The 15,546-nt window shown below is 64.7% G+C and carries 14 protein-coding genes; 4 read left to right on the top strand and 10 right to left on the bottom strand.

Annotated elements, in window-relative coordinates; translation table 11 throughout:
• Nucleotides 1-3: 3 nt before the first annotated feature.
• Both KBX13_RS07145 and KBX13_RS07150 read left to right on the top strand, forming a co-directional pair.
• Nucleotides 4-1,089: a folate-binding protein YgfZ gene (locus KBX13_RS07145; protein ID WP_256021430.1), complete on the top strand. Its 1,086-nt coding sequence runs from the start codon at nucleotides 4-6 to the stop codon at nucleotides 1,087-1,089.
• Between the two features lie 189 nt (nucleotides 1,090-1,278).
• On the top strand, nucleotides 1,279-1,485 hold the full coding sequence (locus tag KBX13_RS07150) for a DUF3073 domain-containing protein (RefSeq protein ID WP_070478076.1): 207 nt from the start codon (nucleotides 1,279-1,281) through the stop codon (nucleotides 1,483-1,485).
• A gap of 378 nt (nucleotides 1,486-1,863) precedes the next feature.
• Here KBX13_RS07150 and purM read toward each other — a convergent pair whose 3' ends face one another.
• From purM to KBX13_RS07165, 3 genes are read right to left on the bottom strand one after another with little or no spacing between them, the layout of a single operon-like run.
• Entirely contained in the window at nucleotides 1,864-2,937 is a 1,074-nt protein-coding gene (purM, locus tag KBX13_RS07155; protein ID WP_256021432.1) for a phosphoribosylformylglycinamidine cyclo-ligase, read from the bottom strand.
• Nucleotides 2,934-4,427: an amidophosphoribosyltransferase gene (purF, locus tag KBX13_RS07160; protein ID WP_256021435.1), complete on the bottom strand. Its 1,494-nt coding sequence runs from the start codon at nucleotides 4,425-4,427 to the stop codon at nucleotides 2,934-2,936. The genes purM and purF overlap by 4 nt, the downstream gene beginning before the upstream one ends.
• Nucleotides 4,428-4,448: 21 nt before the next feature.
• Nucleotides 4,449-4,886 carry a sterol carrier family protein gene (locus KBX13_RS07165; RefSeq protein ID WP_168156162.1) on the bottom strand — a complete coding sequence of 146 codons (438 nt, stop codon included), beginning with the start codon at nucleotides 4,884-4,886 and terminating at the stop codon, nucleotides 4,449-4,451.
• Here KBX13_RS07165 and KBX13_RS07170 point away from each other — a divergent pair.
• Both KBX13_RS07170 and KBX13_RS07175 read left to right on the top strand, forming a co-directional pair.
• Nucleotides 4,885-5,865 (top strand): hotdog domain-containing protein, encoded by a 981-nt coding sequence (locus tag KBX13_RS07170; RefSeq protein WP_336296762.1) that lies wholly within the window; start codon nucleotides 4,885-4,887, stop codon nucleotides 5,863-5,865. The genes KBX13_RS07165 and KBX13_RS07170 overlap by 2 nt on opposite strands.
• Nucleotides 5,866-5,873: 8 nt before the next feature.
• Nucleotides 5,874-6,467 carry a hypothetical protein gene (locus tag KBX13_RS07175; protein WP_256021438.1) on the top strand — a complete coding sequence of 198 codons (594 nt, stop codon included), beginning with the start codon at nucleotides 5,874-5,876 and terminating at the stop codon, nucleotides 6,465-6,467.
• Nucleotides 6,468-6,477: 10 nt separating this feature from the next.
• Here the strand turns inward: KBX13_RS07175 and purL are convergent, their stop codons facing one another.
• The 7 genes from purL to purD all read right to left on the bottom strand — a co-directional run bounded on the left by purL (nucleotide 6,478) and on the right by purD (nucleotide 15,526).
• Nucleotides 6,478-8,751 carry a phosphoribosylformylglycinamidine synthase subunit PurL gene (purL, locus tag KBX13_RS07180; protein WP_256021440.1) on the bottom strand — a complete coding sequence of 758 codons (2,274 nt, stop codon included), beginning with the start codon at nucleotides 8,749-8,751 and terminating at the stop codon, nucleotides 6,478-6,480.
• Between the two features lie 7 nt (nucleotides 8,752-8,758).
• On the bottom strand, nucleotides 8,759-9,430 hold the full coding sequence (gene purQ / locus KBX13_RS07185; RefSeq protein ID WP_070478088.1) for a phosphoribosylformylglycinamidine synthase subunit PurQ: 672 nt from the start codon (nucleotides 9,428-9,430) through the stop codon (nucleotides 8,759-8,761).
• Complete coding sequence (gene purS, locus KBX13_RS07190; RefSeq protein WP_070361934.1) at nucleotides 9,427-9,657, bottom strand: phosphoribosylformylglycinamidine synthase subunit PurS; 231 nt, start codon at nucleotides 9,655-9,657, stop codon at nucleotides 9,427-9,429. The genes purQ and purS overlap by 4 nt, the downstream gene beginning before the upstream one ends.
• A gap of 87 nt (nucleotides 9,658-9,744) precedes the next feature.
• Entirely contained in the window at nucleotides 9,745-11,865 is a 2,121-nt protein-coding gene (locus tag KBX13_RS07195) for a S9 family peptidase (protein WP_256021443.1), read from the bottom strand.
• A 30-nt stretch (nucleotides 11,866-11,895) separates the two neighbouring features.
• Nucleotides 11,896-12,792 carry a phosphoribosylaminoimidazolesuccinocarboxamide synthase gene (locus KBX13_RS07200; protein WP_070363439.1) on the bottom strand — a complete coding sequence of 299 codons (897 nt, stop codon included), beginning with the start codon at nucleotides 12,790-12,792 and terminating at the stop codon, nucleotides 11,896-11,898.
• Between the two features lie 11 nt (nucleotides 12,793-12,803).
• The gene (purB, locus tag KBX13_RS07205) at nucleotides 12,804-14,252 is read right to left on the bottom strand and encodes an adenylosuccinate lyase (protein ID WP_256021524.1); all 1,449 of its coding nucleotides are present in this window, start codon (nucleotides 14,250-14,252) and stop codon (nucleotides 12,804-12,806) included.
• Nucleotides 14,253-14,278: 26 nt separating this feature from the next.
• Entirely contained in the window at nucleotides 14,279-15,526 is a 1,248-nt protein-coding gene (gene purD / locus KBX13_RS07210) for a phosphoribosylamine--glycine ligase (RefSeq protein ID WP_070363437.1), read from the bottom strand.
• Between the last annotated feature and the right edge of the window lie 20 nt (nucleotides 15,527-15,546).

A 15,546-nucleotide genomic window follows, 5' to 3' on the forward strand; every position in this document is an offset into this window, starting at 1 on the left:
GATGTGTTGAACTCTTCTCCACTTTTGCAACGCCCTGGCGCCGCAGAGTTTGCGGGCACGACGCCGCTCGACGCGAAGGGGGTCGCCTGGCACTACGGGGAGCCGCTCGGCGAACAACGCGCCATGGACACCCAGCCCGTCATCATCGACCGCTCGCAGCGCCGCATCATCGCGGTCGCGGGGCCCGACGCACCAGAGTTCTTAAACAACCTCCTCTCACAAAAGCTTGACGACGCCCCCTCCGGCTTCGCAGCCTCCGCCCTCGACCTCGACGCACAGGGCAGGATCCTCCACCACGCCGACGTCTTCTACGACGGCGCCACGTTCTACCTCGACCTGCCAGCCGCGCAATACGAAACCTTCACCGCGTTCCTGCGCAAAATGGTGTTCTGGTCCGACGTCACCATCACCGACACCGACCTGGCGATCCTCACGCTCATCGGCCCAGCCGACGCCACGGAAGCCCTCGCGTCGATGGACGGCACGGCGTTTTCCCGGCGGGTGTCCCCGTGGACCGCGCACGCGCGCTTCGACATCGCGGTCGAACGCGACCGGCTCGAAGAGGTCGTCGATGCGCTGGTGGAACGCGGCGGCGTGCTCGGCGGGCTCATGGCGTTCACCGCCGAGCGCGTGCGGGCCGGCGAGCCCGAACTCGGCGCCGACTGCGACGAAAAAACCATCCCGCACGAAGCCCCGCGCCTGATCAACCGCGGCGACCGCATCGCCGCAGTCCACCTGGAGAAGGGCTGCTACCGCGGACAAGAGACCGTCGCGCGCGTGGAAAACATTGGCCGCTCCCCCCGCCTGATGGTCATGCTGCAGCTCGACGGCTCCGCACCCACCGAGCCAGAGATCGGTGCAACCATCCGGGCGGGCGGGCGCGCGGTTGGCACACTCGGCACCGTTGTCCACGACGCCGACTACGGCCCCATCGCACTCGCCCGGCTAAAACGGTCCGCACTCAACGCCGGCACTGACGTCGACCTTGACATCGATGGCGTTTCCGCCCGCATCGACCCCGATTCCCTCCCTACCGACGAGGGCGAGAAAGCCGGGCGCAAGGCACAACAACGGCTGCGCGGCAACTAGATCTCAAATTGGGCCCCGGTGCGGGCTCTCGCCGGGGCCCGCTGGGCAAACACACAGGTCACCCCGTGGAGGGGAATTTTTGGGACGTTCGCGCTATTATGTCCTACAGGACAATTAACGAATCGAAAAGCATGAGGCCGCTCCCTGCCCGGGAGCCGCCCAGAAGAACCACCTCAAGGGGGTCACGCAATGGGTCGCGGACGCGCCAAAGCAAAGCAGACCAAGGTTGCTCGCCAACTGAAGTACAACTCTCCCGAAATGGACCTCGAGTCGCTCCAACGCGAGCTCGCAGGCAAAGCTCCGAAGAAGAGCTGGGAAGAGGACGACGACTACGAGGTAGATGACCAGTACGCCGATTACGCCGACTGGGATGCATACGGCACCTCAGGCCGCTAAACGTCCAACGCTTACAAAGAACACCTGCTGCCCATCCGGGCCGCGGGTGTTCTTTTGGTGCCTTAACACTCGTTCAGAGGCTGCTGGCACCAAGGAGACACCACATTCCTTGGTTTTTAGGTAGAGGCCTGGCGTTTTCCCAGGTCGCTGGTCGGGCGGGAGGGAATTTGGTGCACGCACAGGAGCACGAGTGCCAAAGGACGCAATTCCAAAACAGGCCACTTACATATCCACAGGTCACAAAAGGGCTAGATAAAACTGGGTGCGTCCTTTGGCACTGGGGCGACCAAGGAGACACCACATTCCTGCACAGCTAATCAGCGACCTAGGCTTTTGTGAAGCCCGTTGATTGAAATTGCGGAATGTGGTGCGTGATTCCTAAGAATGCTGGCCCCGAAGTACCGCGCGGGCATCCTCCCCGGCCTCGGCCGTGCGGACCTCGCCGAGGACCCAGCTGTCGATGCCGCGGTCCTTCAGCAGCGCCAACGCCTGGTCACGCGCTTCTGGTGCCACGACGGCCACCATGCCGATGCCCATGTTGAAGGTCTTCTCCATCTCCTCGACGGGGACGTCGCCGACGGACTGGATGGTCTGGAAGATCGGACCGGGGGTCCAGGTGGAACGGTCCATGTCTGCGACCAGGCCTTCAGGGATGATGCGCTCCATGTTGCCGGCCAGGCCGCCGCCGGTGACGTGGCAGAACGTGCGCACGTCGCACTCCTTGGCAAGCGCCAGGCAGTCGAGGGCGTAGATCTTGGTTGGTTCCAAAAGCTCCTCGCCGAGGGTGCGGCCGAGGGCGTCGACGTGGCCGTCGAGAGGCAGGCCGGCGCGCTCGAGCAGCACGTAGCGTGCGAGTGAGTAGCCATTGGAGTGTAGGCCGGAGGACGCCATCGCGATGATGGTGTCGCCCTCGCGGACCTTGTCCGGGCCGAGGAGCTCGGAAGCTTCGACGACGCCGATGGCGGTGGCGGAGACGTCGTAGTCGTTGACGTCCATGACGCCTGGGTGCTCCGCGGTCTCGCCGCCGAGCAGCGCACAGCCTGCCTGGACGCAGCCCTCGGCGATGCCGGAAACAATGTCGGCGACCTTCTCGGGGACGACCTTGCCGATCGCGATGTAATCCTGCAAGAAAAGTGGCTCCGCGCCACAGACGACGAGGTCGTCGACGCACATGGCGACCAGGTCGATGCCGATGGTGTCGTGCTTGTCCATCGCCTGAGCGACGGCCAGCTTGGTGCCGACGCCGTCGGATCCGGCCGCGAGCAGCGGCTCCTTGTACTTGCCCAAGGCGAACAGGCCGGCGAAGCCGCCGATGCCACCCTGGACCTCTGGGCGGGAGGCGCGCTTGGCAAGGGGCGCGAGCAACTCTACGGCCTTGTCGCCGGCTTCGATGGAGACACCTGCGGCCTCGTAGGACACGCCCGATTCAGCTGGGGTGTTGTGGTGGGTCATGATGCGTTTTCACCTTTCTGAAGACGACGAACAAGATCTGCGTTGTGGTTGCCCTCCGGGAGCCCGAGTGGGTACTCGCCGGTGAAGCAGGCCGCGCAGAGGTTGGAGGCTGGCTGGTTGGTGGAGGCGATCATGTCCTCGGTGGTGACGAACGCCAGGGAGTCCGCACCCACCATGGTCCTGATGGACTCGGCGACGACTTCTTCGTTGCCGCCGCGCCCGTGGTTGGCGATGAGCTCGCCGGGGCTGGCGAAGTCGATGCCGTAGAAGCACGGCCATTTCACTGGTGGCGAAGCGATGCGCACGTGCACTTCGGCGGCGCCGGCCTCGCGCAGCATCCGGATCAGTTTGCGCTGGGTGTTGCCGCGCACGATGGAGTCATCCACGACGACGAGCTTCTTACCCTCGATGACTTCGCGCACCGGGTTGAGCTTCAGTCGCAGGCCCAACTGGCGCAGCGTGTCCGAGGGCTGGATGAAGGTGCGGCCCACGTAGGCGTTCTTCATCATGCCCTGCTTAAACGGGATGCCGGACTCCTCGGCGTAGCCGATTGCTGCCGGGGTGCCGGACTCTGGGACCGGCATGACCAGATCGGCGTCGACGGGTGCGACGCGGGCCAGGCGGCGTCCGATATCGATGCGGGCGCTGTTGACGGATTGGCCGTCGACAACTGAGTCGGGGCGGGCTACGTAGACGTACTCGAACACGCAGTGCGCGTGCGGTGCGTCGGCGAAGCGCTCGGAGTGGACGCCGGTCTCGTCGATGGCGATGAGCTCGCCTGGTTCGATGTCGCGGACGAAGGAGGCGCCCACGATGTCCAGCGCACACGTTTCGGATGCGACGACCCAGCCGCGTTCCAGGCGGCCGAGGCACAGTGGGCGCACGCCGTGTGGGTCGCGGGCCGCGTAGAGGGTTTTACCGTCGGTCACCATGAAGCAGAACGCACCCTTGACGCGCGGCAGGAGTTGGCGCGCGGAGTCCAGGAGGGTGACGTCGTCGCGGATGGCGTCGGCGAGCAGGGCGGAGACGACCGCCGTGTCGGAGGAGGAGCCCTGGCCCTCTACCCCGTCGGCGGGGATGAGCTTGCGCTCCACGGCCTCGCGCTGCAGCTCCACGTAGTTGGTCAGGTTGCCGTTGTGTGCCAGCGCGACGTCGGTGCCGTTGGGGCTGACGCGGTACATCGGCTGCACGTTGTCCCACGAGTTGTTGCCCGCCGTGGAGTACCGGGTGTGGCCGATGGCGACGTCGCCTTGCAACGCGCCGAGCGTCGGCTCGTCAAAGATTTGGCTGACCAGCCCGATGTCTTTGAACACCACCACTTGGTCGTGGTCGCCCACAGCGATACCTGCGCCTTCTTGGCCGCGGTGCTGGAGGGCAAATAGTCCGAAATATGTCAGTTTTGATACGTCGTCACCGGGCGCCCAAACGCCGAACACACCGCATTCTTCGCGCGGCGTGTCATCCCCGATGTATTCCTCTTCGGTTCGCACGTGCTCTACTCTAACGAACGCCTAGGGGTGAAGGGGTAGAACGGGCAGCCCTTTTTGGACTTCGTGGGCTCGGGAGCCGGAGGCGTCGATACGCCCGGCGCGAACTTCTTCCTCGAAAGTGGCACAACCTGTGGCGATTCGCAGCCAGGTGGTCGGGTCCATTTCCACGACGTTGGGCGGGGTGCCGCGGGTGTGGCGGGGGCCTTCGACGCACTGCACTGCAACAAACGGGGGTACTCGCAGCTCTACTGTGTGTCCGGGCATCTCGTGGGCGAGGGTACGGGCGGTGCGTCGCACGGCGTCGGCAAGCAGGGCCCTGCCGGGCTTGTCGACGCCCTCTTCGTCCAACAGCCAGTCCTTGATTGCCAGGACGGCCGCTCGTGTCGCTGCCGGGTCCACCTCTGTCTTCTTCGGTGCCTTCCTCTGTGCCATGGATTTCATATTATGCTGTGGTGCCATGAAGTCTCCTTCCATCACGCTGCGTTTCATGGCGGCTCCTACAGATGTTCTCCACGCGGGCGCCCAGGGCGTCTCCGGTGGCCGTGTGTTGCAGTGGATCGACAAGGCGGCATACGCGTGTGCCGCGCAGTGGTCTTCGACCTACTGCGTGACTGCCTACGTCGGCCACATCCACTTCACCCGACCGATTCCGTCGGGTCACATTGTGGAGGTCCGTTCCCGGATCGCGATGACTGGCCGCACTTCCATGCACATCGTCAACGAGGTGCTCTCGGCAGACCCACGAGAAGGTGTTTTCACCCGCGCGTGCGACTGCCTGGTGATTTTCGTGGCAAAGGATGCAGCTGGGCGCCCAACCCCGGTGCCGACATTTACGCCTGAGACCGATGAGGAACGCCGCGTGGAAGCCGCCGCGATCTCCCGCATCGACCTGCGCAAAGCCATCGAGGCGTCCATGCTGGAACAGACCTACACGGACGACTCCACCGCGCCGCGCACGATCCACCGCTTCCTGGCGAAGCCGACCGACATCAACTGGGGCGGCGATGTGCACGGCGGCACCGCCATGGAGTGGATCGATGAGGCCGGCATGGCCTGCACGATGGAGTGGTCCGGGGAACGCACCGCAGCGGTGTACGCGGGCGGCATCCGCTTCTACAAGCCGATCCACATCGGCGACCTCATCGAGGTGGAAGCGCGCCTGACCAGGACGGATGCACGCTCGATGCACACCTCTATCTTTGTTCGATCGGGGGATCCGCGCGGCGGACGCGAGTCGCTCCAGAACGCGATTCACGCCACGGTGACCTACATCGGCATTGACATCGACGGCAATCCACTGGCCGCGCGCAAGTTCACCCCAGTCACGGACGAGGACAAGCGCCTCTGGGAGCACACGCAGACGCTCAAGGACCTGCGGGCACAGTACGAGCCGGAGCCGCTGGTGCGCCCAGACGATGCGCAGCAGCGCGTCGACTAGTGGCGGCTATGTCAGTGCTGAAGCGAACCGCTGCGCTGCTGGCCGCGAGCGCCTGTGTGGCCGGTTCACTGGTTGGCTGCGCGGCGCCCCAGCCGAAGACGGCGACCGCGCTGCAGTTCCGCCAGTCCGCCGCCGTCACGCTCCTCGGCGATAAGGGCGGGGCGTACCACTTCCGGGCACGCGTAGAGAACCCCCGCGTCATCTCAGGACAGGAGGCACGCAGGCGTGTCGGCAACTACACCAACGCCGACACCGCGCTCGCCGACGTGACCCAGCTACGGTGCTTCGACATCAGCTACGTCTACACCGGCGGCACCGCAGGCGACAGCCCCGACGAAAGCGTAGCCAGCCCCGAAATCACCATCGTCGGCGAAGGCAACGTGGCGGCGAACCGCGTGCGCAACTTTGCCACCCAGCTCTGCGACACCGTAGACCTCCCGGTCTTGCCACGGGACCCGCAGGCGCTCGTTCCCAATCAGACCTACAACCAGACCTTCGTCAGCTTCTCCGTCGACGATGCCTCCCAGCCCGGCGTTGAGGCAACAGGCCTGCGCATGGAAACGCCGCCAGGCACCGTAATGACCTGGCGGCATAACCTCTAAATCGCGCTAACTACAGCGCGGCGTTCGGGGCCGTCGCGTTGCCGAACAGTGCCGGCAACGTATTCGCCCACGCGTCTGCCAGCGCGGCCACGGCGACGGAGTGATCACCGAAGGTGATCTGGCCGTCGTCGGTGGTGGTGCCCAACACGTGCGCTGGGACGCCGGTTGCGTTGGCGCGCTCGATGGTGGCGTCGACAAGCGATGGATCCACCGCGACGAGCACGCGGGAGGCGGACTCGGAGAACAGCGCGGTGAACGCGTCCTCGTGGACCGCCGAAAGATCCAGCTTGGCGCCCTTGCCGGAGCCCAGCAGCATCTCGAAGACAGCCTGGGACAGGCCACCTTCTGAGAGGTCGTGCGCGGCAAGGATATCCTTGTTCGCGTGCAGCAGCTCGCCGAGGCGCTCCTCGTTGGCAAGGTCTACCTGTGGCGGCAGGCCGCTCAGGCCCTGGCCGGAGATGTCCTGCCACACCGAGCCGCCGAACTCCGCCTTCGTGTCACCCAGCACGAGCAAGGCCTGCTCGCCCTCGCCCTTCGGCAGGCGGTGCGGGATGGCGGCGTTGACGTCCTCGATCACGCCGAGCACGCCCACGACTGGGGTCGGCAGGATTGGGGTCTCGCCGGTCTGGTTGTAAAAGGACACGTTGCCGCCGGAAACCGGAATCTCCAGCTCAGCAGCGCCGTCGGCGAGGCCGTGGACGGCTTCGCGGAACTGCCACATCACGTCGGGGTTCTCAGGGGAACCGAAGTTGAGGCAGTTCGTCACCGCGACCGGCTTCGCGCCGGTGACCACAACATTGCGGTAGGCCTCCGCAAGCGCGAGGCGCACACCCATGTTCGGGTCCAGGTAGGAGTAGCGGCCGGACGCGTCAGCGGAAATCGCCACACCGCGCGAGGTCTCCTCGTTGATGCGCAGCACGCCCGCATCCGAGTACTGGGCCTGCACGGTGTTGCCACGTACGTAGCGGTCGTACTGCTGCGTGATGAAGTCGCGGGAGCACAGCGCCGGGGAGGCAACCATCTTCAGCCAGGTAGCCTCCAGGTCCTCCGAAGTATCGACGTCCGCCTTCGCCTGCACGCCATCAAGCCATTCGGGGCGCGCGTACGGGCGGTCGTAGACCGGGCCTTCGTCGATCGATGACGGCGGCGCGTCCAGTACCAGCTCGCCCTTGTGGTAGACGAGGTAGCGGTCCTTCTCATCGGTGACCTCGCCAATCACGGCCGCACCGACCTCCCACTTCGCGCAGATCTCCATGAAGCGATCCACGTTCTCAGGGGTGACCACGGCGCACATGCGCTCCTGGGACTCGGACGCCAGGATCTCGGCGGCGCTCATATTCGCCGCGCGCAGTGGCACGTTGTCCAGGTTGACGGTCATGCCGCCGTCGCCCGCCGCAGCCAGCTCGGAGGTAGCACACGCCAAGCCGCCGCCACCGAGGTCCTGAATACCGACGACAACGCCGGCCTTGTACAGCTCCAGGCAGCACTCGATGAGGACCTTCTCCGCGAACGGGTCGCCAACCTGGACGGCTGGGAGCTTGCGCTCCTCGCCTTCCTCGAAGGTCGCAGAGCCCAGCACCGACACGCCGCCGATGCCGTCAAGGCCCGTGCGGGAGCCAAAGAGGACCACCTTGTTGCCAGTGCCGGACGCGAACGCCAGCTTCAGGTCCTCGACCTTGAGCGTGCCCACGCACAGCGCGTTGACCAGCGGGTTACCCGCATATGCTTCGTCGAAGACGGTCTCGCCGCCAATGTTCGGCAAGCCCAGCGAGTTGCCGTAGCCGCCAACGCCGTGCACCACGCCAGGCAGGACTCGCTTGGTGTCCGGCGCGTCAGCTGGACCAAAGCGCAGCTGGTCCATCACCGCGATTGGGCGTGCGCCCATCGCCATGATGTCGCGCACAATGCCGCCCACACCCGTCGCGGCACCCTGGTAGGGCTCCACGAAGGACGGGTGGTTGTGGCTCTCCACGCGGAAGGTCACCGCGTCGCCGTCACCGATGTCGACGACGCCCGCGTTCTCGCCGATACCGGCCAGAATTTTCGACGCCATCTCCTCCGTCATCGTCTCCCCGAAGTAGCGCAGGTGCACCTTGGAGGACTTGTAGGAGCAGTGCTCGGACCACATGACGGAGTACACCGTCAGCTCCGCATCCGTCGGGCGGCGGCCCAGAATGCGCTTGATCTTTTCGTACTCGTCGGTCTTCAGGCCGAGTTCCGCGTAGGGCTGCTCCAGCTCAGGAGTCTGCGCGGCGTGCTCCACCGTGTCATTATGTACAGTCATTGTTTCCCTACGCTCCGATCGAAGAAATAGCGGACAAGAACAACCCGAGCCCGTCCGTCGACGGCCCCGTAAGCGCCTCAATCGCGTGCTCCGGGTGCGGCATGAGCCCAACGATGCGACCGTTTTCGCTCGTCACACCAGCAATCGCGTTGATGGAACCGTTGAAGTTATCCGTGTAGCGGAACACCACGCGGCCTTCCTTCTCCAGCTGCTCAATGGTCTCGGCGGACGCCTGGAAGCGGCCCTCGCCGTGCTTCGCCGGCACGAGGATCTTGTCCCCCTCGTTGAAGCGGTTCGTCCACGCGGTCTCCGCGTTGGCCACCTCAAGGTAGGTGTCCACGCAGTGGAAGTTCAGGTGCTGATTGCGGGTCAGCGCGCCCGGCAGCAGTCCAGCCTCGGTGAGGATCTGGAAACCGTTGCAGATGCCCAGCACCGGCATGCCCTTCTTCGCAGCCTCCACCACAGCACCCATCATTGGGGCTTGCGCGGCGATGGCTCCGGAACGCAAATAGTCCCCGTAGGAAAACCCACCGGGGACCACGACGGCGTCAACACCCGTCAAATCTTCATCAGCGTGCCACAGCGACTTCGGCTGTGCGCCAGCCAGGCGAACTGCACGCAACGCATCGACGTCGTCGAGCGTGCCTGGGAACGTGATTACACCGATGGTTGCCGTCATCGAACAACCTCGAAGTCTTCAATCACCATATTTGCCAAGAGGGTTTCGGCGACGCGCTTGAGCTCATCGTCGGACACGGTGTCGTCGACTTCGATTTCAAAGCGCTTGCCCTGACGCACGTCCTCGACACCGTTCACCCCGATTCTGCCCAGCGCGCGCAGGACAGCTTGGCCCTGCGGATCCAAAATTTCAGCCTTCGGCATGACATTTACCACGACTTTTGCCATGAGAATCCTTCGTGTCTCGGAGGTCATTACGACGAAGACAGTATAACGAACGGATCCCTCCCGCGGGAGTCCTTTATTTTGCGGCTGCTAGACGGTGCACGCCCCCGAGTGCACGAGCGTCCAGGCGTACTCGAACGCGGTCTGCTTCCACTTCTCGTAGCGGCCGGACACACCGCCGTGACCGGCGGACATCTCCGTCTTAAGCAGAATCTCCCCGCCCGTAGCTATTTCACGCAGCTTCGCCACCCACTTCGCGGGCTCCACGTACAGCACGCGCGTATCGTTCAGGCTGGTCACTGCAAGGATGTCCGGGTAGCGCTGGGCTGTGATGTTCTCGTACGGGGCGTAGGAGGCCATATAGTCGTAGACCTCCGGGTCGTGGTACGGGTCGCCCCACTCCTCCCACTCCACCACGGTCAGCGGCAGCTCCGGCATGAGGATCGAGGTCAGCGGGTCCACGAACGGGACGATCGCCTGAATACCCGCGAACTTCTCCGGGGCCATGTTCGCAATCGCGCCCATCAGCATCCCGCCCGCCGATCCGCCCTCAGCAACGAGCGTGTCGTAGGAGCTCACGCCCGCGCGCACCAGCTCGTCGGCGCACGCGATGAAGTCGGTGAACGTGTTCTTCTTCGTGAGCATCTTGCCGTTGTCGTACCAGCCGCGGCCCATCTCGCCGCCGCCGCGCACGTGGGCGCACGCCCACACCATCCCGCGGTCCAGCAGCGACAGTCGCGCCACTGAAAAACCTGGGTCCACGGAAGACTCGTAGGAGCCGTAGGCGTAGAGCAGCGTCGGGTGCGGATGAGCCATGTCAAGGTCTGCGCGGTGCACGACGGAGATCGGCACCTGGGTTCCGTCGTCGGCCGTAGCCCACATACGGCTGGCAACGTAATCGGCGGCGTCGTAACCCCCAAGCACCTCCTGCTGCTTCAGCAACGTCAGGCCGCGGGTGGCCACCCGGTAGTCAAACAGCTGGGCCGGCTGCGTAAACGAGGTGTAGGTCAGCCGCACCACCGGCGCGTCCCACTCAGGGTTACCGCCGAGGCCCGCGGTGTAGAGCTCCTCGTCAAACTCGAGCTCGCGCAGCGCGCCGAAACTGCCGCCCTCCACGGGTGCCACCGCAAGCCGACTGATGCCGCCCGAGCGGTAGGCACAAAACAGGAAGTCCCGGTACGTATCGACGCCCTCTACGCGCACGTCCGCGCTGTGCTCCACGAACGTCTCCAGCTCAGTCAACGGCACCCGCGCATCCACCGGGCAGGTCCCTACAGCGAAGTTGGGGCCGGTGGCGTTGTGCGTGACCACCCAGTACCCGCGCCCGGCGAGCTCCGCGTAATCCAGGTCGTACTCCACGCCTTCCTCGCGCGGCCACAGGACCTCGAACTCGGCGGTCGGCATCTCCAGGGGTACCGCGCGCCACTCGCTGGTCAGCTTCGAGCTGGCCACGATGTACAGGAACTGCTCGGCGCGGTCCCCGCCCACGCCAAGGTTGAAGCGCTCGTCGTCCTCCTGGTAGACCAGCACGTCCTCCGACGCCGCCGTGCCCACCTCGTGGCGCCACACCTGGTGCGGGCGCCACGCGTCATCAACGCGCAGGTAAAACAGGTACTGCTCCCCCGCCCACGTCGCGCCGTAAAAGGCGCCTTCGATGGTATCCGGCAGCAGCTCGCCGGTCTCCAGGTCCTTGATGCGCAGGTCGAAGCGTTCGTCGCCGGAGGTGTCCGTCGAAAAGGCGAGCAAGCGCCCCGACGTAGATACCGCTGACGCGCCGAGCGAGAAGAACTCATGGCCTTCGGCCATCTCGTTGAGGTCAAGCAGCACCTGCTCCCCCGGCAGCGGCGAGCCGTCCTCCGGCAGCGTCGGCGGCGTCCACGGGTCGTCGCCGACCCGCACGCGGCAGGACACGCCGTAGCTCTTACCCTCGATGGTGCGGCCGTAGTACCACCAGTCTCCGTTGCGCTGCGGCACGGACATATCAGTCTCCTTGATGCGAGACTTCATCTCCTGATAGACCTGCTCCGCGAGCGGGGCAAACGGGGCGGTCACCTCCGCGGTATACGCGTTCTCCGCCTCCAAATAGGCAATGGTCTCCGGGGACTGCTTGTCCCGGAGCCACTCATAATTATCGACGAACTCGCGTCCATGAAACACGCGAGTCGTAGGGTGTTTTGCTGCCACTGGCGGTTGCGCGCTGAAATTCGTCATAGGCGACGAGTCTACGCGCAACCTCACGCCTTAGGCACGCGCCCCCGGCCAGTCCCCAAACTTCTCGCCGCTGAGGCGCTCGTACGCCTCGATGTAGCGGTCGCGGGTCGCCTCCACCACGGAACCAGGCAGCTCCGGTGGCTGCGTGTTCTCCGCAGGGTCCCAGCCGGACTTCGGGCCGGTGAGCCAGTTGCGCACGTACTGCTTATCGAAGCTCGGCTGCACCTTGCCTTCCTCGTACGTATCGGCTGGCCAGTAGCGGGACGAATCAGGCGTGAGTACCTCGTCCGCAAGGACCAGGTTGCCTTCCTCGTCGACGCCGAACTCCAGCTTCGTGTCCGCCAGGATGATGCCCTTGGTCTCCGCGTACTCCGCAGCCTTGGTGTACACCTCCAAGGTGAGGTCGCGCAGCTGGGCAGCGAGCTTCGCGCCCACCTTCTCCTCCACATACTCGAACGTCACGTTCTCATCGTGGTCGCCCTGCGCGGCCTTCGTCGCCGGGGTGAAAATCGGCTCCGGCAACTTCGAGGCCTCAACCAGGCCCTCGGGCAGCTTCACGCCGCAGACCATACCGGTGCGGTCGTACTCTTTCTTGCCCGAACCAGTCAGGTAACCGCGAGCGACGCACTCGAACGGAATCATCTTCAGCTTCTTCACCACGTACGAGCGGCCGAGGACCTCCTCCGGAATCCGGGGATCATCAACCGGGCCCGCCAGGTGATTTCGCACACCCGAAAGCAGGTCGAAGAAGAACATGGACGTGGCAGTCAGAATCCGGCCCTTATCCGGGATCGCCGGCTCCAGCGAGAAGTCGAACGCCGAAATGCGGTCGGACGCCACCATCAATAACGTTTCGTCATCCACCTCGTAAATCTCGCGGACTTTGCCGCCAGCCAGGTGGGTATAGTCAGAAAGCTCTGGACGCATGGACATAAAGGTTACAGAATCTCCCCTGGTTTGTACGCAGCGGCGTCCGGGTGGGCGTCGATAAGCTGTTGGATACGAGCGCACACGTTGCTGACTTGCGACTCCGCCGAGCCAATGAACGCGTGGCGGTCAGCCAACGCATCCTGCAGCTGCTCTTTGTCGAGCGGGAGGCGCTCATCAGCGGCGAGGCGCTCAATGAGGTTTTGTTCAGCGCCATTTTCGCGCATATCAAGCGCCATCGCAACCGCGTGCTCCTTGATAATCTCGTGCGCCGTCTCACGGCCCACACCCGCGCGTACCGCCGCCATCAAAATCCTCGTCGTGGCCAAGAACGGCAGGTAACGGTCCAGCTCACGGTTGAGCATCGCCGGGAACGCACCGAACTCATCCAGCACAGTGAGAAATGTCTCAAACTGCCCGTCGATAGCGAAGAAGGCGTCAGGCAGGGCCACGCGGCGCACCACCGAGCAGAACACGTCGCCCTCGTTCCACTGCTGCCCAGCAAGGTCAGCGACCATGGTGAGGTAGCCGCGCAGGATCACCTGGAAGCCACCGACGCGCTCACAGGAACGCGCGTTCATCTTGTGCGGCATCGCCGAAGAACCAACCTGGCCCTCCTTGAAGCCCTCCGTCACCGTTTCGTTGCCGGCCATCAGGCGGATCGTGGTCGCGAGCGACGACGGACCCGCTCCCAGCTGCACAATCGCCGAGATCGCGTCAAAATCCAAGGAACGCGGGTAGACCTGGCCGACCGAATCGAAGGTGCGCTCGAAGCCCAGGTGGCGTGCCACCGACTGCTCCAGCTGGCGCAGCTTCGCTTCGTCGCCGCCCATCAGGTCCAGCATGTCCTGCGCAGTACCCATCGGGCCCTTGATGCCACGCAGCGGATATGCCTCCAGCAGTGTCTCGATGCGCTCAACCGCCACCAGCATCTCATCCGCCGCAGACGCGAAGCGCTTGCCCAGCGTCGTGGCCTGCGCCGCAACGTTGTGCGAACGCCCCGCCATCACCAGCGTGGAGTACTGATCCGCCCGATTCCCGATCGCCTTGAGCACCGCGACCGACTTGTCACGAATCAGCTCCAGCGAGCGGTAAATCTGCAGCTGCTCGACGTTCTCCGTCAGGTCACGGCTGGTCATCCCCTTATGGATGTGCTCGTACCCGGCCAGCGCGTTGAACTCCTCAATGCGCGCCTTCACGTCATGTCGCGTGACCTTCTCACGCTCAGCAATCGAAGCCAGGTCCACCTTGTCGACGACCGCTTCGTACGCAGCGATCGCCTCCTCGGGAATCTCGACTCCCAGCTCACGCTGCGCCTTCATCACGGCGATCCAGAGCTGACGCTCCAGAATGATCTTGTGTTCTGCGCTCCACAGCGTCGCCATCTCCGGCGACGCGTAGCGGTTCGACAGGACGTTGCTATTGTTCGGTTTCAACAGTTTCTCAGCCACGACGCTGATTATCGCACAACGTCCCGACACGCGCGCTAGATACGGATTTCTCCCTCAATCGCGCGCCGTCCAATGTCCTTGCGGTAGAAGGAACCCTCGAGCGAAATCTGCTCAATCGCCTGGTAGGCAGCGTCCACCGCATCCTGCAGCGTTACGCCCTTACCCAGCACGTTGAGCACGCGCCCACCGGCCGAGACGTACTCCCCATCCTTGGTCGCGGTACCTGCGTGCAACACCACGTCGGGGTTGTCCAGGTCGGCGCCAGTAATGACGTCCCCGGTCTTGGGGTGCTCCGGGTAATCCTTGGCCGCCAGCACTACCGTCGCAGCGTAGCCGTCCTCCCACTCCAGCGCCGGCAGCGTGTCTAGGCTGCCCGTTGCTACGGCGTAGAGGACGTCGACAAGCGGGGTACGCAGCAGGCTAAGCACCGGCTGAGTCTCCGGGTCGCCGAAGCGCGCGTTGAACTCCACCACCGACGGGCCCTCCGGACCCCACGCGGCGCCGACGTACAGCAGGCCCTGGTACGGGATGCCGCGGGCGACCATCTCACGCGCAACCGGGCGCGCAATCTCGTCCACGATGCGGTCCACGCCACCCTCCGGCAGCCAAGGAAGCGGCGTGTACGCGCCCATCCCACCAGTGTTCGGGCCCTCGTCATTGTCGTAGGCGCGCTTGTGATCCTGCGCCGGCAGCAACGGCACCACGGTCTCGCCGTCCACCAGGCAGAACAGCGACACCTCCGGGCCCTCGAGGAAGGACTCGAACAGCACCGGGTTGCCGGCCTCAATCACCTCGCGAGCGTGCGCGCGGGCCTCGGCAGCATCAAGCGTGACGACGACCCCCTTGCCGCCAGCCAGCCCATCATCCTTGACCACGTAGTGCGGGCCGAACGCCTCAAGAGCATCGTCGATCTCCTCGATGCGCTCCACGCGCTGCGCGCGGGCCGTCGCCACACCAGCAGCGGCCATGACGTCCTTCGCGAATGCCTTCGACCCCTCCAGCTGCGCCGCGGCCTTCGTCGGGCCAAACGCTGGAATGCCCGCGGCCTGCAGCGCGTCCACCGCACCCGCCACCAACGGCACCTCAGGGCCAATCACGACAAGCTCAGCGTCAACGTCCTTCGCCAGCTCGACGACCGACTCAGGCGAAGCGACGTCGACACTCCTGACCTCAGCAAGTGATGCCATGCCGGCGTTTCCCGGCGCGACAGTGAGCTCGTGTCCTGCAAGACCTTTCAACAGGGCGTGTTCACGGCCGCCCGAACCGATAACAAGGATGCGCATGCCCACTAACTTACCGGTAA

Origin of the sequence: Corynebacterium sp. CCUG 51687 (assembly GCF_024453995.1) — a bacterium.
Classification (GTDB): domain Bacteria; phylum Actinomycetota; class Actinomycetes; order Mycobacteriales; family Mycobacteriaceae; genus Corynebacterium; species Corynebacterium pseudogenitalium.